At 39.9% G+C, this 20,804-nt stretch carries 14 protein-coding genes; 4 read left to right on the forward strand and 10 right to left on the reverse strand.

Annotation, left to right across the window (positions count from 1 at the left end; genetic code table 11):
* Entirely contained in the window at positions 1–3,081 is a 3,081-nt protein-coding gene (locus tag I6E69_RS13830) for an efflux RND transporter permease subunit (protein WP_197121455.1), read from the forward strand.
* A 109-nt stretch (positions 3,082–3,190) separates the two neighbouring features.
* On the opposite strand, the gene I6E69_RS13835 is transcribed toward I6E69_RS13830, so the two are convergent.
* Complete coding sequence (locus I6E69_RS13835; protein WP_197121456.1) at positions 3,191–3,523, reverse strand: PBPRA1643 family SWIM/SEC-C metal-binding motif protein; 333 nt, start codon at positions 3,521–3,523, stop codon at positions 3,191–3,193.
* A gap of 344 nt (positions 3,524–3,867) precedes the next feature.
* Here I6E69_RS13835 and I6E69_RS13840 point away from each other — a divergent pair, with 344 nt between their 5' ends.
* The 3 genes from I6E69_RS13840 to I6E69_RS13850 all read left to right on the forward strand — a co-directional run bounded on the left by I6E69_RS13840 (position 3,868) and on the right by I6E69_RS13850 (position 5,543).
* Positions 3,868–4,608, forward strand: a complete 741-nt coding sequence (locus I6E69_RS13840) for a putative quinol monooxygenase (RefSeq protein WP_197121457.1) — start codon at positions 3,868–3,870, stop codon at positions 4,606–4,608.
* 171 nt (positions 4,609–4,779) lie between these two features.
* A complete protein-coding gene (locus I6E69_RS13845) occupies positions 4,780–4,947 on the forward strand; it encodes a hypothetical protein (protein WP_231619788.1) in 168 nt (55 codons plus the stop codon).
* Between the two features lie 11 nt (positions 4,948–4,958).
* Positions 4,959–5,543 carry a hypothetical protein gene (locus I6E69_RS13850; RefSeq protein WP_197121459.1) on the forward strand — a complete coding sequence of 195 codons (585 nt, stop codon included), beginning with the start codon at positions 4,959–4,961 and terminating at the stop codon, positions 5,541–5,543.
* Between the two features lie 22 nt (positions 5,544–5,565).
* On the opposite strand, the gene rluF is transcribed toward I6E69_RS13850, so the two are convergent.
* The 9 genes from rluF to malQ form a co-directional block, all read right to left on the reverse strand.
* Positions 5,566–6,591, reverse strand: a complete 1,026-nt coding sequence (gene rluF, locus I6E69_RS13855) for a 23S rRNA pseudouridine(2604) synthase RluF (protein ID WP_197121460.1) — start codon at positions 6,589–6,591, stop codon at positions 5,566–5,568.
* A gap of 86 nt (positions 6,592–6,677) precedes the next feature.
* The gene (locus tag I6E69_RS13860) at positions 6,678–7,748 is read right to left on the reverse strand and encodes a DUF418 domain-containing protein (protein WP_182193892.1); all 1,071 of its coding nucleotides are present in this window, start codon (positions 7,746–7,748) and stop codon (positions 6,678–6,680) included.
* 30 nt (positions 7,749–7,778) lie between these two features.
* Positions 7,779–8,993, reverse strand: a complete 1,215-nt coding sequence (locus I6E69_RS13865) for an EAL and HDOD domain-containing protein (RefSeq protein WP_033020650.1) — start codon at positions 8,991–8,993, stop codon at positions 7,779–7,781.
* A gap of 89 nt (positions 8,994–9,082) precedes the next feature.
* A complete protein-coding gene (locus tag I6E69_RS13870) occupies positions 9,083–10,618 on the reverse strand; it encodes a glycogen synthase (RefSeq protein WP_197121461.1) in 1,536 nt (511 codons plus the stop codon).
* An 80-nt stretch (positions 10,619–10,698) separates the two neighbouring features.
* Positions 10,699–12,000 carry a glucose-1-phosphate adenylyltransferase gene (gene glgC, locus I6E69_RS13875; RefSeq protein WP_002958601.1) on the reverse strand — a complete coding sequence of 434 codons (1,302 nt, stop codon included), beginning with the start codon at positions 11,998–12,000 and terminating at the stop codon, positions 10,699–10,701.
* A gap of 14 nt (positions 12,001–12,014) precedes the next feature.
* Positions 12,015–14,552, reverse strand: a complete 2,538-nt coding sequence (locus tag I6E69_RS13880; protein WP_002958602.1) for a glycogen/starch/alpha-glucan phosphorylase — start codon at positions 14,550–14,552, stop codon at positions 12,015–12,017.
* Complete coding sequence (gene glgX / locus I6E69_RS13885; RefSeq protein WP_197121462.1) at positions 14,545–16,608, reverse strand: glycogen debranching protein GlgX; 2,064 nt, start codon at positions 16,606–16,608, stop codon at positions 14,545–14,547. Before glgX ends, I6E69_RS13880 begins: the two co-directional genes overlap by 8 nt.
* Positions 16,601–18,808: a 1,4-alpha-glucan branching protein GlgB gene (glgB, locus tag I6E69_RS13890; RefSeq protein ID WP_197121463.1), complete on the reverse strand. Its 2,208-nt coding sequence runs from the start codon at positions 18,806–18,808 to the stop codon at positions 16,601–16,603. The genes glgX and glgB overlap by 8 nt, the downstream gene beginning before the upstream one ends.
* On the reverse strand, positions 18,809–20,803 hold the full coding sequence (gene malQ, locus I6E69_RS13895; protein WP_197121464.1) for a 4-alpha-glucanotransferase: 1,995 nt from the start codon (positions 20,801–20,803) through the stop codon (positions 18,809–18,811). It lies immediately after the preceding gene.
* Between the last annotated feature and the right edge of the window lies 1 nt (position 20,804).

The raw sequence follows: 20,804 nt of genomic DNA on the forward strand, positions 1-20,804 counted from the left end.
ATGAGCTTTGCGCAACTCTCCATAGAGAAAAAAGTAATTAGTTGGATGTTTGCGCTGCTGCTGTTAATTGGCGGTAGTGTGTCGTATTTTGACCTAGGCCAACTAGAAGACCCTGAGTTTACTCTTAAAACTGCCATGGTTATTACCATGTACCCGGGTGCATCGCCGCAGCAAGTCGAGGAGGAAGTCACCTTCCCTATTGAAAATGCGATTCAGCAACTCCCTTATGTTGATTATGTGACCTCTATTTCATCAAATGGTAAGTCGCAAATTTCGGTGGAAATGAAAAGCACTTATCGAAAAGAGCAGCTGCGCCAAATTTGGGATGAAATGCGTCGTAAAATTAATGACCTTTCTCCTTCGCTGCCAAGCGGCGTTTACCCAAGCACTATTTTAGATGACTTTGGCGATGTTTACGGTGTTATGTACTCGGTAACCGGTGATGGCTACTCATATGACGAGCTTAAAGACTACGTAGACTTTTTAAAGCGCGAGCTAGTCTTGGTTAAAGGTGTAAGTAAAGTAACTATTGCTGGTGAGCAACAACCACAAGTTATGGTTGAAGTATCTACACGTAAATTGGCTCAACTAGGTATAGCCCCAAGCCATATTTTTGGCTTGCTGCAATCGCAAAATACGGTGTCTAATGCGGGCAAAATACGTGTTGGCGATGAGTCTATTCGCTTTCACCCAACCGGGGAATTTAAAGATGTAAGTGAGCTTGAAACTCTGCTTATTTCAAAACCTGGTGCAAGTGAGCTTATTTATTTAGGCGATGTAGCAAAAGTATTTAGAGAATACGCCGAAGTACCTACTAATGTTATTCGTTACAACTCAGAGCAAGCACTGTTAATTGGTGTGTCGTTTATGAACGGGGTTAACGTAGTTGATGTAGGTAAACGTATTGACGAACACTTAGCAGAGCTTGAATACCAGCGTCCGCACGGCATACATGTTGAATCGGTATATAACCAACCTAAAGAAGTAGAAAAATCGGTAGATGGCTTTATTGTAAGCCTTGTAGAGGCTATTGCCATTGTAATTGTGGTACTGCTTATATTTATGGGTTTAAAAAGCGGTATTTTAATTGGCGGTATTTTATTACTGACCGTTTTAGGCACTTTTATATTTATGAAGTTGTTTGCCATAGACCTGCAACGTATTTCTCTGGGAGCACTTATTATTGCCCTAGGTATGCTGGTAGATAACGCCATAGTAGTAACCGAAGGCATATTAATAAATTTAAAACGTGGCCAAACTAAGTTAAAAGCGGCAGTTAATATTGTTGAGCAAACTAAATGGCCACTACTAGGCGCGACAGTTATTGGTATTACTGCATTTGCTCCCATTGGATTAAGCTCTGATGCCACGGGTGAATTTGCTGGCAGCTTATTTTGGGTGTTATTTATATCGCTTTTATTAAGCTGGATCACCGCCATCACCCTTACGCCATTTTTTGCAAACTTAATGTTTAAACAAGATGAGTTTAAAAAAGGTAAGAATGCTGAGGGCGAAGAGGAAGACGACGACCCGTACAAAGGCTTTATTTTTACAGGCTATAAAGCACTTTTAGATGTGTCTATGCATTATCGTAAAACAACTCTTGTTCTTATGGTTGTATTACTTTGCTCTGCAGTAATTGGCTTTGGTGCGGTTAAGCAGTCGTTTTTCCCTGCGTCTAACACGCCAATGTTTTATGTAGATTACTGGCAGCAGCAAGGCTCAGATATACGTGCAACCCTTGATGGCATTAAAAAGCTAGAAAACTACTTACAAAATGAAGAGCTCGTTGAGGAAATAACAAGTACAACAGGCCAAGGTGCGCCGCGCTTTATGCTTACTTATGCTCCTCAAAAATCGTACTCTTCTTATGGGCAGCTTATTATTAGAGTAAAAAACCGCGAGGCGGTTGCTATAGTAATGCAAAAGGTGCGTGAATACTCACAAAGTACGCCACTTTCAGCCGAGCTTAAAATTAAGCCGATGGAAATTGGCCCATCTACCGATGCTAAAATTGAAGCACGCTTTACAGGCCCAGACCCAGTAGTTCTTAGAAAACTTGCAGCTAAAGCAGAAGACGTTATAGCAAAGGATGAAGGGGCTTATAATATTCGTGATGACTGGCGTGCGCGTACTAAAATGATTCGCCCGCAGTTTAACGAACAAAAAGCGCGCCGTTTAGGTATTAGTAAATCTGACCTTGATGATGTGCTGCTTACTAGCCTCTCTGGAAAACAAGTAGGCGTATACAGAGATGGTACGCAACTGTTACCTATTATTGCCCGCTCTCCTGCTAATGAACGTTTAAATGTAGAAAGCGTTCACGATTTACAAATTTATAGCCCAGTACTTGGTGTGTTTGTGCCAGTAACGCAAGTGGTTGACGAATTTGTGGTTGAATGGGAAGACAGCCTAATTATGCGCCGCGACCGTAAACGTACAATAACGGTAATGGCCGATCAAAACGTTTTAGGTGACGAAACCGCTGCTAAATTATTTGCCCGCATACGAGGGCCTGTAGAAGCAATAGAGCTACCGCGTGGTTATAAATTAGAATGGGGCGGCGAATATGAATCGTCATCTGATGCGCAATCGGCTATTTTTGGCTCATTGCCATTAGGCTATTTAGCTATGTTTGCGGTAACCGTACTGTTATTCAACTCGCTTAAACAACCTTTAGTTATTTGGGCTACAGTGCCACTTGCCATTATTGGTGTAAGTGCGGGTATGTTGATAATGAATGCGCCGTTTAGCTTTATGGCATTGCTTGGCTTATTAAGCTTAAGCGGCATGTTAATCAAAAACGGCATTGTGTTGGTCGACCAAATTAACCTTGAGCTTCGCGATGGTAAATCGCCTTATCAAGCTGTGTTTGAGTCTGGTGTTAGCCGTGTGCGCCCTGTAGCAATGGCAGCAATAACCACTATTTTAGGTATGATCCCGCTGTTATTTGACGTGTTCTTCCAGTCAATGGCGGTAACGATTATGTTTGGTCTAGGCTTTGCTACAATTTTGACTCTAATTGTAGTGCCAGTACTTTACACGGTTATATTTAGAATTGATTACGAACCGCGTAAGTAGTTAAGCATATAATCGGTTAACATTAAAAAATGCCACTGGCTCAAGGTCAGTGGCATTTTTGTTTAATACCGATGAAAAAAGAAAGGCTACATATTTAGTTGTTAAGAAACTAACCGCAACACTTCTTATATTTTTTGCCGCTACCACATACACAAGGTGCGTTACGCTCTGGTAATTTATCAAATACTTGTGGTTTTGACTTGCTAAGCGCAAAGTCTAGTTCGCGAATATCTTCTGGTACTTCAGCTTTAACTTCAATTGAAGCAAACAGCGAATGCTCTTCTAGTATTGCTTCTATTTCTGATTGTCGTTCAGCTGAGTTTACAATTAGCGTTAACGGGTGCAACTCTGTGCCTACCTTTGCAGTACGATTTGGCGCAAATCCATTACTGTTATTTTTACCCATTATGTCGGGCTTACCCATAAAGAAAAATTTTGACATGTTACTTCTATAACCTTTCTACATTATTAAGACGGCGCATCTTAACAGCTTACCCAAAATATAACTAAGTGTACTTGTAAATAGCTTAACAACACGTCTATAAAGCAATTTTAACTTAAAAATTTAAATGGCCTGCAAAATAGGCTAACCACTATTATATACATTTACTATAAACTGATTAAATAAATGCGGTTATTATCAATATTTAAATACTCTGTACACTTAGCTTCGTTATCTAAGCACTTACCAATTAAGCGATAGGTATGCTAACTAGGGCGATAGAAATTGCCTTTAACTTTTTAGCCTCACTTATACAGAGGCAATTTATTTAAGTAGAGAAAGTCATGTTTAAAAATTTTGGATGGATAGTAGAAGCTAAACTTAATGCTGGTGAACTTGAAAACTTTAAAGCGGTGATGAATTCACAAGTTAATCGCGCACTTAATGAAGTTGGCACTAAAAATTATCAATACTATATGTCTGATGCTGGCGATGTTTTAGTTTACGAACGCTTTGTTGATGCAGACTCTTCACACGAACATATTGAAAATTGGGACGACCATTCAGCACGTTGGATGGCAGCTGCTGCACCTACACGCATGGTGCATTTAGGTGAATTACCTGACGATGTTTGTGAGCGTCATGCGGCTTTAAGCCCTCTTTGGCTAAAACCATTTGGTGGCTTTTCTCGCGAAGAAGAACAAACGAGTCAAATTAACAAAAACGGTGATACGACATTTGATAATTTTGGCTGGATTGTTGAAGCCAAGCTAAACCCAGGCCAATTAGATGCCTTTCGTGAAGTAATGAATTCACAAGTAGAACGTGCAAAAACAGAGCCTGGTACACTAAATTATCAATATTACATGTCTGACGATGGCGATATTATGGTTTATGAGCGCTTTAGAGATTTAGAAGCATCGCACATACACATCCAAAACTGGGATGATCATGCAGAGCGTTGGATTGCTGCAGCAACACCAACACGTATGGTTCATTTGGGTGATTTACCTAAAGAACTAACCGATAAACATGCTGCACTGTCACCACTTCTATTAAAGCCTCTAGGTGGTTTTGCAAAGTAAATATGGATAAATACTAAATTCGTAATATAGTTAAATGCCACTGACTAGACTCAGTGGCATTTAACTATCTAACTAAATATCATGGAAAATTTTAAAACCGCGATACTAATAGTGGGCAGCGTTTGTATACTTTTTGGTTATTTAAGCTTTATAACTGACAAGAATGGTAACGTGAACTTAAACAACTACCGTTTTACAGGTGGTTTACTGCTTGTGATTTCAGGCATGGTTGATGGCACACGCGACCTTGTTAAGCGCCTGCGCTCTAAAAACTCGTTATCGGCGATTGCTGTTTATTTAGGTATACTCTTATTTTATATTGGCTTTAGCATTTTATAAGTGAATACCCTTTGACCTTTAAGCAACTCTTCAACAGCGCCCTATTACTTTTAGCAACGGCTCCTCCACTGGTTCTACTTGCATGGGATGAACAAGCCGATCCCGCATTTATTCCCAACGGTATATATAACACCTTAACATTTACGTTATTTCCAATAACGGCGATAGTGTTGTCGATTGTTTTATTAAGGCACCTATATAAAAAATACAATAATAACTTTGAATTTAAACATACAGTTAAAAATTATATTGCTGAGCATGGGAAGTTCCGCAGCGCATTTATACCACTGTTTTTGCCTATTTTAATTTACTTATGGTTATGGACGTCAGTTTGTATTTCTGTGAAATTATGGGCCAATAAACACAGCAATAATATATGGCAGCAAGAGCATCAATTACTTGAAGTAGGTAGTTGCCCAACTGATTATGAGTACAGTTGTGCAACACTAACAGTGCTTAGTTTACAGAACTACAGAAAATACACTTTTAGATGGTATTTAGATAAGAATAAATTGGTGACTTTGCAAAATAACAATATAAATTTAGTGGGCGTTACAAGCCCATTTGGTAATATAGTACAAGAAATACAGTGGTAGTAGAATACCACTTAGGTGCAGATTATTTTTTTAAGCTAAGGGTACGCCCCGAGCTAGGTTTTGACTGTGACGACTTGTTCTCTTTAATACTTTTTGGCTTACCAACATACGTGGTAGAACGCTTTTGATAAGGTGCTTTACTGCGCTCATTTTTGCGCTCGCCATTAGCATTACTGCGATCAGAGTTGCGACTTGAATTTCGCTCAGTACTACGCTCGCCACTTTGTTCGCCTTTATTAAAACGGCGAGGATTTTCACCCTGAAAATCACGCTTTTTAGGAATCGACGGCGTATTATTTTCTGATTGTTTATTAGCATCAAGCGAATGTTCTTGAGTTTTACCTGATTCAGAAATCGAGTCGTTTATTTGCGCCATTTCAGTATCAGATAAATGACGCCACTGCCCTACCTTTAAACCTTTTAGTGTTACGTTCATTATACGAGTGCGCTTTAACGTCACCACTTCGTAACCTAAATATTCACACATACGGCGTATTTGGCGGTTTAAACCTTGTGTAAGTACTATTTTAAATTCTTTAGGGGCAGTTTGTGTCACTTTACACTTTTTAGTCACGGTATCTAAAATAGGCACGCCATTGGCCATTTTTGTAACAAACTGACGATTAAGCGGTTTATCAACCGTAACAACATATTCTTTTTCGTGGTTATTACCCGCACGCAAAATTTTATTAACGATGTCGCCTTCGTTAGTTAAAAATATAAGCCCTTCAGACGGTCTATCTAAACGCCCTATTGGAAATATACGCGTAGGATAATTTACCGCGCGAATAATATTACTTTGAATTTTACTTTCGGTAGTACACGTAATACCAACTGGTTTATTGTAAGCGATATAAACGCGCTTTGGTGTGGCTTTAAGTGGCTTGCCATCAACCAATACAACATCGGTAGCAGCAACTTTTACGCCCATTTCAGGCGAGTAGCCATTAACGCTGACACGACCTTGCTCAATATATTTATCGGCTTCGCGGCGTGAACAAAATCCTGTTTCACTAATAAATTTATTTAAACGTTTTAATTCGGTCATGGCACTTATAGCGTAGTAATTTTTAAGGCGAGTAGTGTAAACCACCCACACTATTTTTTCGCCCCTAATTTAGAATTTATAGGTGTTTAAGCATTAATTTTTGCTTTCGTTAATTTACGCCATACAAATTCAAGCGGGCCTTGGTTAAAATAGCGGCTGTATATAAAGGTAAATATAAGCTGCAGCGCAACTAATGCCGTTGCAACTAACCAGTAGTCAATACGATCAAAATTGAGCACCCAGTGCGTAAATAGCACTTTATATAACAACAGTTGTATGAGTGTTTGGCTAATATATAAAGTAAATGCTAAGCGCCCCGCTTGTTGAATAAGCGTGCCAACGTGTGCGCTGTTATTGCAAAATTTAACAATTAAATGAATATACAGCGTAGCCATACCTAGCGCCGCAAAAATATTTACAAATTCTTGCACCCCATATCCTAAGCTGCCATTAAGCTGTGATGCATAAAGCCTGATCCCACAAAAAACAAAGGTCATTGCACCGCAAACTATTAATTGCTGAGTCGTTAAGCCTTTACTAAAAACGTCTTGTTTATATAAATAAATGCCAATAAGCATAAGGCCCACGCACATCCACATTGTCATTATTGGCACCATAACAAGCATTAACGTGTTCATAGCAAGGTTACTAATAAAGTAATCAATATAGTGTGGGTTATATAATTCAATAAACTGTGCTGTATCGCGGTAAATCACTTCATCGGGTACGCTAGATATAACAAGTAAGGTAACTACACCCGACAACAAGGTAAATGCAAACCCTCTTTTTAAAAGTACGTTGCTATCACTTTCTAAATATTTAATAACAAACCAGCCAGATACACCGTAAACAAATAAAATATCACCGGCCCAAAGTAAAAAACCATGCGCTAAACCAAAGAGGATTAACCAATAGAGCCTGCTTTTTATCTGCACTTCAGACTTGTAACGTTGCCACTGAATATAAAGCCCAGCACCGAAAAGCAAACTAAACAGCGTTCTAAAACGCCCGTCTACAAACACACTGCTAAGGGTGTGAATAATTGAGTCGCTAACAGGAGGATTAGTTAAGTAGGAATACCCATATTCAAAAATGCCGAAGGCGTAACCATTCATGTAAACGAGGCCAAGCACGGCAACGCCGCGAATAAAGTCCATATTATAATTGCGCATTAAAGCTATTATCCGTTAAATATTATTCTTATAACTGTCAGCCCAATCGACTGACTGCTGGTAAAGTGGAGGTAGTATAGCACTGTCAATATTCAACAAAAGTACAGCTTGTTCAAGTGCCCACCAGCTTCCTGTTTCATATGCTTTAACAACGTTTAAAATATAATAAAGTGTGTTTTTGTCCCCTAATAATGCCGTTTTTATTTCATCAGGGAAAGGTAGCTTTTCAACAAGCAAGCTCATTGGTTGATCAAGGATTGCATCCAGTAACGAGAATAATCCTGTTAAAAATGCTTCGCCTGACTGACTCTTATTAACCTTTTTTGCCACCAGCTCACAAAAGCGAGCGCGTACAATACACACTTGCATTAGCTCTGCAGGTTTTTTACCCGCTGTATGAGCAGTAACAATAAGGCTCACAAACTTTTTCAGGCGTTCGTGTCCTAAATACACAAGCGCTTGCTTTAATGACGATATTTGGCTTTGTATAGGAAACACACCGCTGTTTATTAATCTTAGTAACTTATATGCGAGTGCAGCATCTAGCTCAAACAGGCTTGCGATGGTTTTAATGTCAGGGCTTTGCTTCATTATTTCTGCGTAAATAGCAACGACTAAACCATAATTATAATCAATGTCGTTTTGCTTGATCATGGTAGGCTTTGCAAAAAAATAGCCTTGAAAATAATCAAAACCCATATCAAAGGCAAGCTCATAGTCTTCTTGTGTTTCTATTTTTTCGGCTAGTATTTTTATTTGTTTATGCGCTTGTAACTTAGTAACTATGGGCTGTATTTCGCTAAGAGGTGTAATTGCAATATCAAATTTAATGAGCTTCACAAGCTTTAAAAAACGATCCCATTGTGGTTTATATACAAAATCATCGAGCGCGAGTTTGTAGTTACTATGAAATAAACCTCGGCATAGCTCATAGTTATCGTCGGTAGGTTCTATGGTTTCGAGCAGCTCAATCACAACGTCTTGGCATGGTAAGAAAGCACATAAATCGAGTTTTAGTGATTCTGGTCCTATATTAATAAGCGCTTTTTTGCCTGATGTAATATGGCGTGTACCTAAATTTAATTGATTTTCCATAATAAGCCTTGCTGTTGCTTGACCTTCTGCAATATCTGGAAAATAATTTTTTGGACTATCACGAAAAAGTAGCTCATAGGCTACTACTTTTTTACTTCGATTGAATATTGCTTGCCTTGCAACAAATACAGACACATTACCTACTTCTTAGCTTTTATATAATACTAAGTAATTAAACCCTAAGCAGGTAGATTTGTCACTAAACTTTAAAGTACACAAACGTTTTACCGGTATAAGGTTGTTATATAATCAGTTGCCACTTGTGGCCACGAAAAACGCATTTGCTCTGCGCTGTGCTTAATTTTATGCCATCTTTTAGGATTTTGCTTTTTAATTAAGAGAGTTTCGTCTAAACAGCTAATTAAATTACGCGTTTGCGTTGCCAACGTGTCTCCATTAAAGCTAAAACCATTTTCGTGGTGTTTAACAGTATCTTTTAATCCGCCAACACTGTGTACTAAACACGGTTGCCCCGCTCGCATTGCTAGCATTTGGCTAATACCACACGGTTCAAACGAGCTTGGCATTAAAAATAAGTCACCTAATTGATACATTAAATCGCCAACACCTTGCCCATATCCCTTCAAAAATAAAAGATTGGAATTACGCGCCATTGCTTTGGTAAATATGCTTTCGAGCTCTTTGTCACCCGAGCCGAGAATAATAAGTCTGCCATTATGTTCATTAATTAATTGGCACACTTTATCAATAGCTAAAACCCCATTAACCTGCTGGCACAATAACAACACTTTTTGCTCAGTAAGACGGCCAACGCTTGTAACTAATGGACCGTTATTAACCGTTGCTTTAAATTGCTGTAGTCGTTGGTGGGCAATATAATAGCCACTTTGTAACTGCTCGCTATTTGCCATCCAAGTAAATAAAGTGCTCTCTGCTTGGCTATAAAAATCAGCGAGAGTTGCTCCTTCAAGTGCATTGATTGGATATTCGCAGCCATTTAAAATACCAACAAGCTTGCCTTGGCTTGATGCATTTTGCAGATCTTGCTCAAGCCCTTCGCCACCAAAAAAACCATGTTCGTAATTGCTCGGTTCAAGAACCTCTTGGCTGTAAGTTGGCGATACAACATGTATTTTATCGCATAGATTTATTGCACTGCGCATAGGATTAAAACAATGAGGGTAACGCGGGTCGCATAATTGCTGGCCATTATAACTAAGTGATGGAAACCACGCCTCTAAGCTTGAATCATCATGTTTGAAAGGCCTTATCCCTTGCAGTGCAATATTATGCACTGTGAAGGCAATAGGTAAGGTATTAAGTGAGCTATAACGTGGCTCAAACTTAAGTAAAACTGCAACGCAGGCACTGTGCCAATCATGTAAATGCAGCGCTGTAGGGCGCTTTAATACACCTTGTAATAACACTTCGCAGACGGCTGCGTTAAATAGAGCAAATTTAGTCGCATCAGTTGCAAAAGGTCTCCCGGGTGCATCGTTACAATATACACTGCCTGATTCACTAAATAACGGGTGGCTAATAACAATTTGGCTTACATTATTTTCGGCTTGTTGTACTTTAAAAATGGTTAATACATGGGGTTGAGCATTAAATGCAACGGTTACTTCACCTATATAAATACGCTCAAGCGGCTCAAACCCGTAGTCAGGAATAACAACATCAACCGTTATACCTTGCTTTGCGAGAGCCTTTGGTGCATCGCGTACTACATCTGCCACACCGCCTACTTTTGCGCCTGGTAACGCGTCATTTTCTGCTGCAACCATTAATACATGCATTAATTTATTATTTCCTTTAAACCTGTGTGAGCTTGCTCACAAATGAGCAAGCTATGTTGTCGTGCTTATCTAACTTGTTGTTACGCTAGCTTTTTATTTTCTCGCGCTTGGCGTTCTAACTTTTTTGCAAGCTCAGTGAGCATATCACGTGTAACAAGAACGATACCTTTTTTAGATACCCTAAAGCCGTTTTCTTCATCTGTTTTTTTGTCAAAACCGATTTCAAGACCCGCAGGTATTTCACAGCTTCTATCTATTATTGCGCGTTTAATTTTACAACCTCGGTTTATAACCGCACCGGGTAAAATAACCGACTGCTCAATGGTACAAAATGAGCGAACGTGAACGTTAGAAAACAAGAGGGATTTTCTAACCGCAGAGCCCGAAATAATACACCCACCCGAGACTGTTGAGTCTAAAGCCATACCACGTCTATCTTCATCATCAAAAATAAACTTAGCAGGTGGTAGTTGCTCTTGATAAGTCCATATTGGCCACGTTGGATCGTATAAATCAAGTTGTGGTTCTGGCATTACCAGTTCCATATTAGCTTCCCAGAACGAATCAAGCGTACCTACATCTCGCCAATAAGGTTGCCCTTCTTGGTTTGGATCTCTAAATGGGAAGGCAAACACATTATGCTCTTCTATAATCGCTGGAATAATATCATGACCAAAATCGCGTCCAGAGCCTTCATTTTCAGAATCTTTTTTAAGTTGCTCAAATAAAAATTCAGTATTAAAGATGTAGTTCCCCATTGATGCTAAACATGTACCTGGCTTGCCGGGTACGGAGCTCGGCATTGCTGGTTTTTCATCAAAACGACACACTCTATTTTCTTCATCAACGGTCATTACACCAAACGTGTCTGCGGCTTCCTCTACTGGGACTTCAATACAACACACTGTCATATCTGCGCCTTTTTGTACATGTTCAGCCAATAAAGCACCATAGTCCATACGGTATACATGATCTCCAGACAAAATCATCACATATTTAGGAAGCTCGTGACGAATAATATCTATGTTTTGAAAAACAGCATCTGCGGTTCCACAATACCAATCATCACCTTGGCGCTGAGATGCAGGTAGTATTTCAACCGACTCTCCTAGCTCTTTTTTAAAGTGCCCCCATGCGCGGTTTACATGGCGTATTAATGAATGTGATTTATATTGTGTAGCAATACCAACACGTCTCACACCCGAGTTAATGCAGTTTGATAGTGGAAAATCGATAATTCGATGTTTACCACCAAAGTAAACTGCTGGCTTTGCTCGCCAATCGGTTAACTCATGCAGGCGAGAACCGCGACCGCCTGCCAGTATTAACGCGTAAGTTTCTCTGGTTAGGCTACTTATGTAGCGATTTGCATAATTAGGCATAATACTCTCTCCATTTAGTCTAGGCTGTTAGTGGCATGGCTTTTAGTTGTCGTTAAGTCTGTTTCACTAATATTGAGGGGTTCTAAATGCCAAATATCTTCACTGTATTGGCTTATGGTTCTGTCACTTGAAAACATACCACTGGCTGCTGTATTTAAAATACTCATTTGTGTCCAGTAGGTCTGATCTGCGTAAGCTTTATCAACTTCTTTTTGAGCTGCTACATAACTTTCAAAATCGTGAGCAACAAGCCATGGATCGTGCGGGCTCTTAATTGCATTTGTTATGTCGTCAAATAAGCATGGCTCAAATAAATTAAAATGCCCGCTCTCAAGTAATTGCATCACATTCTTTAAATCGCTATTTTGCGATATTAAATGCTCTGGATTATAACGTGATTTAATATCGTCAATTTCGTGCGCTTGTGCGCCAAACAAAAAGAAGTTATCAGCACCAACAGCATCTCTAATTTCAATGTTTGCGCCATCCAGCGTGCCTATTGTCAATGCACCATTCATCATAAATTTCATGTTGCCAGTACCAGACGCTTCTTTACCTGCGGTAGATACTTGCTCTGAGAGATCGGTTGCAGGACAAATAACTTCCATTGCGGTTACGTTGTAATTAGGTAAAAATGCGACGCGTAAATATGGCGCAGCTTGAGGGTCTTTATTTATAACCTCTGCCACGTTATTAATAAGCTTAATAATTTTTTTAGCCATGTAATAACCCGGCGCTGCTTTACCACCTAATAGAACACAACGAGGAACAAGTCCTTGGGTATCCCCACGGCGAATACGGTCATATAAATGAATCACATGAAGTATGTTTAATAGCTGACGTTTGTATTCGTGGATACGTTTTACTTGTACGTCAAACATCATTGATACATCAAAATCGATATCGCAGCGCGCCTTAACTAAATCAACTAAACGTTGTTTGTTTTCACGTTTAGCATTTTGCCACTGCTCATGAAATGCCTTATCGTCATAAAAACGACGTAGGTCACTAATTTTTGAGAAGTTTTTAACCCAGTCATGACCAATTTTTTCACCAATTAATTCACTTAATACTGGATTACAATGCGCAAGCCATCGACGAGGCGTTACACCATTTGTTTTGTTATTAAACTTATCTGGCCACAGTGCATAAAATTCTTTAAATAATCCCGCTTTTAACAGTTCGGTATGAAGTGCTGCTACGCCATTTACAGAGTAACTACCTACAATAGCTAAATAAGCCATACGAATTTGCGGCTCATCACCCTCTTCAATCAGTGACAATGCACGTTGCTTTTCAACATCTCCCGGCCATTGCTGTGCAACTTGTGCTAAAAAGCGTGCATTTATCTCGTAAACTATTTCTAAAATGCGTGGTAATAATTTTGAAAACAACGAAACAGACCATTTTTCAAGCGCTTCAGGAAGTAGCGTATGATTTGTATAGGCCATGGTTTTAGTTGTGATTTGCCACGCATCGTTCCAATCTAATTCGTAATCATCAATTAAAATACGCATTAGCTCTGCAACAGCAATACTTGGATGCGTGTCGTTTAACTGAAAAACATGAAAATCAGCAAAGTCACTAAAGCTCTCGCCATGTTGGGAAACCCATTGGTCTACTACGTCTTGAATACTCGCCGATGATAAAAAGTATTGTTGGCGTAACCTAAGCTCCTTACCATTTTCGCTGCTGTCATTTGGATACAGCACCATGGTGATCTGTTCGGCTAGATTTTTTTGTGCGACGGCTTCTGAATAACTGCCCGCATTAAATTCGGTTAAATTAAATTCATCTGTTGCCTCTGATTTCCACAGACGTAGTGTATTTACGATATTGTTTTTATAACCAGGGACAGGTACATCGTACGGTACAGCTAATACATCTTGTGAGCCCATCCATTGACGGTGCTCTCTGCCAAATTTATCTGTGTAACTTTGCACATAGCCACCAAACTTCACACGTTTTGCATGCTCTGGTGCGCTTAGCTCCCATGGATGTCCTTCACGTAGCCAGTTATCTGGTTGCTCAATTTGGTTACCATCTTTAATCGATTGATTAAACATGCCGTATTCGTATCGTAGGCCATAGCCAATAACAGGCAACGCTAAACTAGCACAGCTATCTAAAAAGCAAGCTGCAAGGCGCCCTAGCCCGCCATTTCCTAAGCCAGCGTCGTGCTCGGCGTCTTCAATTGTTTCTATTGTTGTGCAGTACTCTTGTAGTGCTGAGCTTACTTGTTCATCTAAATCTAGATTTAAAACAGCATTACCTAGCGCACGCCCCATCAAAAACTCAAGAGAAAGGTAAGCCGTTTTGCGGCGTTTCTCTTGCTTAATTTGTTGATTCGTTTCTCTGCAGCGGGCCACAAGTCTGTCGCGAATAGTAAGCGCTAATGCGTGATACAAATAATGCTGCGATTCACCCACCTTATCTCGGCCGAGGGTATAATAAAAATGCCGTGTTAAGTCATCTTTAAGCGTACTTTCATCAATAACGGGACCTTCTTGCCAGCCCTTTACTACACACACTTGATCACTTTGTTTAACCATGACTAACATCCTCTAAATTGGCACTAAAAACCCAACTACTTTGTGCTGAAATTTCAACCATCGCATCTTCATTACTGCTCACAGATGCATTATGTACACTTGATAGAATCATTTGCCACGGCGCATTAATTGGCGATGGGGGCATTTGACAAAAAATTGTTTTTTCACTGGCATTAAATACAATCAGCAATGCATGATTGTTTTGCTTATCAAGTAAGCTATACATTAAAAACTGCCTGGTATCTTCATGCCAGTGAGCATCAGTCATGGTTTTACCTTGTTCGGTAAACCACTTAACGGTAAAACGCTCGTCTATATCATCTAAAAATACACTGTGTTTAAACGCACTGTGCGCACGTCTAATTTTTAATGCATCATCAATAAATCGTGTTAACGAATGATTAAGTTGAGAATCTTTCCAGGCAAGCCAACTAGTGCGATTATTTTGGCAATAAGCATTGTTATTCCCCCCTTGCGAGTGCGCCATTTCGCTGCCAGCGGCAATCATGGGAACACCTTTTGAGAGAATTAAAGTAAGTAAAAAGTTCTTTTGTTGCTGTAAGCGCAGTGCGTTTATTTTAGAGTCGCTGGTAAAACCTTCTACCCCACAGTTAAACGAATGATTTGCACTGTGCCCATCTCGATTTTGCTCGCCATTAGCTTCGTTATGTTTATGCTCATAACTCACTAAATCGGCAAGGGTAAAACCATCATGACTCGTTATGAAATTAATACTATTGAGCGGCCCACGTTGGCTGTGCTCAAAAATATCAAACGATCCATGCAAACGTTTTGCAACGCTTGCAATAATGCCTGTTTCACTTTGCCAAAAACGTCTAATTACATCGCGGTATTGATCGTTCCATTCTCGCCATGGCGGCGGAAATGCACCAAGCTGATAACCACCTGGGCCTATATCCCAAGGCTCACTTATTAACTTAACTTTGTTGAGCACAGGGTCTTGGGCAACTACTTGTAAAAAAGTATGTGCGGAGCTAAAGCCTGCTTTTGAGCGACCTAAAATGGTCGCTAAATCAAACCTAAAACCATCAACTCCCATTACTTCAACCCAATAACGAAGGCTATCAAGTACAAGTTGCAGTGTTTTAGGATGATCAATATTTATGGTATTACCACAGCCGGTATCGTTTATATATACGTCAGGCTGGCCATCTACTGTGCGGTAATAGGCTAAGTTATCAAAGCCTCTAAGCGATAGTATAGGGCCATCCGCCCCTGCTTCAGCTGTATGGTTGTAAACAACATCTAATATGACTTCTATGTCTGCAGCATGGAGCTCTTTCACCATTTGCTTAAACTCGTTTATATCGTCGTTTACCAAATAGTCTTTATGGGGCGTAAAAAAGTTAAGCGTGTTGTAACCCCAGTAGTTTTGCAAACCTTTCCCTGTTAAAAATTGCTCACTAATAAAAGAATGAACAGGCAAAAGCTCAACGGCTGTAACACCAAAGCTTTGTAAATGTTCAATAAAGCTTGGGTGGCTTAACCCTAAAAACTTTCCTTGTAGGGGTTTAGGTATTTTAGGATGACGACACGTTGTACCTTTCACATGGCACTCGTAAATAACCGTGTTTGACCAACGGTGATTAGGCTTTTTATGCGTATACAACGTAGGAGCCGCTACTTTTGATTTAGGTATATCAATCGCATTATTTACAGTGCTTTTAGTACCGATTGGCATTTGCCCGTAATGGCGTTCACTCCAAGTAAACTCGCCAAACAAGTCTTTTGCATATGGGTCTATCAGCAGCTTATTTTCGTTAAACAGTTGACCATTTTTAGGGTTATATTCACCCTCAACTCTAAAACCATAAAGCGCACCGGCGCTTAATGGCGAAATATGAATACTCCAAATACCCCCTTCGTTGATATTCATCGCCATTTTTAGTATTTCTGAATGGCCACTTTTATCAAACAGGCATACATAAGCTTGGCTTGCCCCAGGCGCATAAAGCGCGAAGTTGACCCCATTATCAATAACACTAGAGCCAAGTGGTTCTACATTACCGGGTGCTACATCAAATCGGTTACTCATCATCAACCTTTTGTAAATAAATAGTAGTTAAGCCACCAATGGCAATTGAAATACTGTGTTTAAAACCATGATTTGATTCGTTTATTGCTTGAACTATCTGCGATGAATCTTTAGTTACTTCAACGCCAGAGCCAAAAAACTGAGTATCGTCTGTATTTAAAACAACTTTATAACGCCCTTTACTCGGTACGCCAATAACGTAGTTTTCATATGACGCGGGGGTAAAATTAGCAATAACAACCACAAAGTTTTTTGCGTTTTTAGCATAGCGAACAAAGCTTAAAATGCTCTGCTGATTATTATTGTTATCTATCCAGGTAAAACCAGCCGCGCTCGAATCTAGCTCATACAACGCAGGTTGGTTTTTATAAACGGTATTGAGCGCTTTTACGGTGTGCTTTATACCGCTGTGGCTTTGGTGCTCAAGTAAATGCCAATCGATAGAATGATCGTGCCCCCACTCTTTTCGCTGTGCAATTTCACCGCCCATAAATAAGAGTTTTTTACCCGGGTGTGCCCACATAAATGCGTAATAGGCGCGTAAATTTGCAAATTTTTGCCAATCATCGCCTGGCATTTTTTCAATTAACGAGCCTTTACCGTGTACTACCTCATCGTGGCTTAATGGCAATATATAGTTTTCACTAAACGCGTATACCATCGAAAAAGTCATTTCGTGATGATGATGCTGACGATAAAGCGGGTCGTGCTGCATGTAATGCAAACTATCGTTCATCCAACCCATGTTCCACTTATAACCAAAGCCTAAACCGTTGTGCTCAACACTTTGGGTGACACCCGGCCATGCTGTTGACTCCTCAGCCACCATCATAATGCCTGGGTTGTTTTTATAGCTGCGCATATTGACTTGCTTTAGGCACTCAATTGCACCTAAGTTTTCACGCCCACCGTAACAATTAGCAACCCACTCGCCTTCTTTTCGGCTGTAATCTAAATACAACATAGAAGCTACGGCATCTACACGCAGGCCATCTAAACCAAATTGATGTAGCCAATACATAGCATTTGATATTAAAAAGCTTTTAACTTCAGGGCGGTCGTAGTTATAAATGTAGGTATTCCAATCAGGATGAAACCCTTGGCGCTTATCAGCATGCTCATATAAATGGGTGCCATCAAATCGATGTAAGCCATGCGGATCGCTTGGAAAATGCCCTGGTACCCAATCAAGTAAAATACCTAAATTAGCTTTATGGCACTGCTCTACGAAGTATTTAAAGCTGTTGTAGTCGCCAAAGCGGCTGGTAGGTGCAAATAACCCAACAGGCTGATACCCCCACGAACCATCAAACGGGTATTCACTTATTGGCATAAGTTGCAGGTGAGTAAAATTCATTTCAAGAGCGTAGCTAACGAGTTTGTCGGCAAGCTCTGTGTAACTTAAATAGCGGTTGTTTTCAGCGCGTTGCCATGAGCCTAAATGCACTTCGTAAATACTAATTGGTGCATCAATATGGTTACGCTTCTGTCTGTTATGAAGTGCCTGTTCGCCAAGCTTTATAGGTTCTGGTTTATACTGCAGTACACTTGCAGTGCCAGGTGCTTGTTGCATTTTAAATGCATAGGGGTCGGCTTTTTCGAGCACCTCTCCACTTTGCGCGGTAATTGCAAATTTGTAGCACATGTCAGCTTTAAGGCCTGGTACAAATAACTCCCATACACCACTTGCAGGATGAAAGCGCATAAAGTGGCGATTCGCTTGCCAAAAGTTAAACTCACCAATAATAGAGACACTTGCCGCATTAGGCGCCCATACACAAAAACGCACACCGTCTACGTTTTGTTGAGTACTAAAATGTGCACCAAAATGCGAGTAAGCATGTTCAAGGCTGCCTTCGTTAAATAAATACATTGCCTCTGCATCAAGTGTGCTTTCAAAGCTGTATTCATCATAAAAGGTAACGCTGCTATCTGTGTACTGAGCAATGCATTCATATGGCGCAGTGGGCAAAGCATCAACTTTGGCTATAAATAAGTCACTTTGCTGGTAGCGCTGCGCCTTAATAGTTTTATTATTTAATGTAACACTTACGCTTATTGCACAAGGTAGATAAAAACGAACTTCAACCTCAGCATCCGTTTTATGTGCCCCTAAGAAGCTAAATGGGTCTTTAAATCGCCCTGTATTTAATGCGTGTACTTGTGCATCGTAACTATTTTCATTAGTTGTACTGCTCATTTAACCTTTCCTTATTGAATCGATAGCAGCTAAAAGTGAGGCATTTTTGGTAAAAATTTCTTCACTGGTATGCGTTAATACACGTCGCCAATTAGGATATTCTTTATCTGTTCCGGGGATATTGACCGGATACTTCTGCTCATCTAAGTCATCTATTTGTATTGCAAATAAACGCGATTGAGAGCCTGCTAAACACAATGCAAGTGCGCTATAAACAGTCACTGCTTCACTATGTAATAAAAGCTCAGTTGTATTGCCATGGTGATTAATAAAACGTAGTAACCTTTGTTGCTCTTCTATTCGCTGTTGCTTTAGTTGCTCGTATTCATTGCAAGTTATAAGCTTATATTGTTGCTTAATATCTAAATCATCATGTTGCCACCAGCCTGTAAATGGAGGGACATCGTGATTGGCTATCATTAACAAACAATGTGTTGCTAGCTCATCTACCGATAAAAACTCTCCACTGTGTTGTTTCTCAAAATAAAATAAGCTGTTGGAAAAAATACCGCTAGATGCCAAAGCTTCCCTAACCTCTGGCGGTACGATGCCTAAATCTTCACCAATAACAATACTCTGATTAATATGCGATTCAATTTTTAAAATGGCAAGTAAATGCTCAAACGGATAATAAACATAACAGCCGTCTTGTTCGCCATTGCTTTCAAAGCACCACCATAGGCGCCTAATAGCCATTACGTGGTCAATTCGAAGTCCACCTACGTTTTGCATGTTTGCGCGAATGAGCGAGCGGTAAAATTGGTAGTGATTATTGCTAAGGCTTTGGGGATTGAGGGCTGGGAGGCCCCAATTTTGACCTGCTTCAGCCCATGGATCGGGTGGAGCGCCTACACTTGCACCTTGGCTAAACAACGATTGCTGATTTTTAAATTCAGCCCCATCGCCAGCACAACCAACAGCTAAGTCGTTTATTAAGCCAATAGCCATGCCTCTCTCTGCGCAACTTTTTTGACACAGTGCCAGTTGCATATGCGCTTGCCATTGCAGGTAATAAGCAAATGTTAGGTTATCTGATTCGAGGGTATTTAACGTAGTAGAATGAGCATTACAAAAATCAGTAAACGCTTGGCGACGCTCATCACTTGCCGTTAATTCAAACTGATTATAAAGCGCTTCAAATAACGTATACTTTATACGACTTACATTTTCATAATCTATAAACTGATCATTACTTTTAATAAGTGCAGCGACATCATCTTGCTGCATAATGGCGTCAAGGTTTTCGTTATTTATTGCGTCTTCGCTTAGTACGATGGAAATATAAAGAGGATTTAATAAAGCGCGACTATTAGGGCTATAAGGACTGGCTCGCCCTGGCATATCAGCGAATAGCAAATGCAGTGGATTAAGTAATATGTAATCCATGTTTTGGGAGCTGCATAGTTTTGTAAGCGCTAATAAATCGTCAAAGTCGCCAATACCCAAATTCGCTCTATTTTTTAATGTGTAAAGCTGAATAGATAATCCCGTGCGCTTTGTGTCTTCCACTTGATAGACTTGCTCAGGCACGTACCAAATTTGTGTAATAGCGTGTTGCTCACCTACCTGAACATTAGCGTCATGATAGCCAATTGGCATATTATCAATGGGTAGTGCCAGCTCAATATAGCGAACGCCATGCAAGTAATATTCACCAGTGACGGCCAAGTTATAAAGATTATCAAATGCTATGTGCATTCCAAGTGAAGGGACATCAATATTAGCGGCTAAATATTGCTGACGTTCATCTATACGAAGCTTTAACAAACATGTACTTTGCTCAACTAAACTCACACTAGGTACTAAATCCAGCCAAAGCGATGCATCTAAATCATAAGTTAGTTGAGCTATTCCTGCTTCATTATTTGTATCAACACCACAACATTGCAAAGCACGTTTACGCGTTTCTTCGCTAAAAAACACCTGTTCACCTGTATACTTAGTGAATTCAAAGCCAATACCATGCAGGTAAAACAACTGCGAAAGAGCATCCATT

Origin of the sequence: Pseudoalteromonas sp. NZS100 (assembly GCF_015864815.1) — a bacterium.
GTDB classification, from domain to species: Bacteria; Pseudomonadota; Gammaproteobacteria; order Enterobacterales; family Alteromonadaceae; genus Pseudoalteromonas; species Pseudoalteromonas distincta.

What these genes read in the sequence shown, in the direction of transcription:
- I6E69_RS13830 (WP_197121455.1), top strand. Translation starts at nt 1, where the DNA reads ATGAGCTTTGCGCAACTCTCCATAGAGAAAAAAGTAATTAGTTGGATG.
- I6E69_RS13835 (WP_197121456.1), bottom strand. Translation starts at nt 3,523, where the DNA reads ATGTCAAAATTTTTCTTTATGGGTAAGCCCGACATAATGGGTAAAAAT.
- I6E69_RS13840 (WP_197121457.1), top strand. Translation starts at nt 3,868, where the DNA reads ATGTTTAAAAATTTTGGATGGATAGTAGAAGCTAAACTTAATGCTGGT.
- rluF (WP_197121460.1), bottom strand. Translation starts at nt 6,591, where the DNA reads ATGACCGAATTAAAACGTTTAAATAAATTTATTAGTGAAACAGGATTT.
- I6E69_RS13860 (WP_182193892.1), bottom strand. Translation starts at nt 7,748, where the DNA reads ATGGACTTTATTCGCGGCGTTGCCGTGCTTGGCCTCGTTTACATGAAT.
- I6E69_RS13870 (WP_197121461.1), bottom strand. Translation starts at nt 10,618, where the DNA reads ATGCATGTATTAATGGTTGCAGCAGAAAATGACGCGTTACCAGGCGCA.
- glgC (WP_002958601.1), bottom strand. Translation starts at nt 12,000, where the DNA reads ATGCCTAATTATGCAAATCGCTACATAAGTAGCCTAACCAGAGAAACT.
- I6E69_RS13880 (WP_002958602.1), bottom strand. Translation starts at nt 14,552, where the DNA reads ATGGTTAAACAAAGTGATCAAGTGTGTGTAGTAAAGGGCTGGCAAGAA.
- glgX (WP_197121462.1), bottom strand. Translation starts at nt 16,608, where the DNA reads ATGAGTAACCGATTTGATGTAGCACCCGGTAATGTAGAACCACTTGGC.
- glgB (WP_197121463.1), bottom strand. Translation starts at nt 18,808, where the DNA reads ATGAGCAGTACAACTAATGAAAATAGTTACGATGCACAAGTACACGCA.
- malQ (WP_197121464.1), bottom strand. Translation starts at nt 20,803, where the DNA reads ATGGATGCTCTTTCGCAGTTGTTTTACCTGCATGGTATTGGCTTTGAA.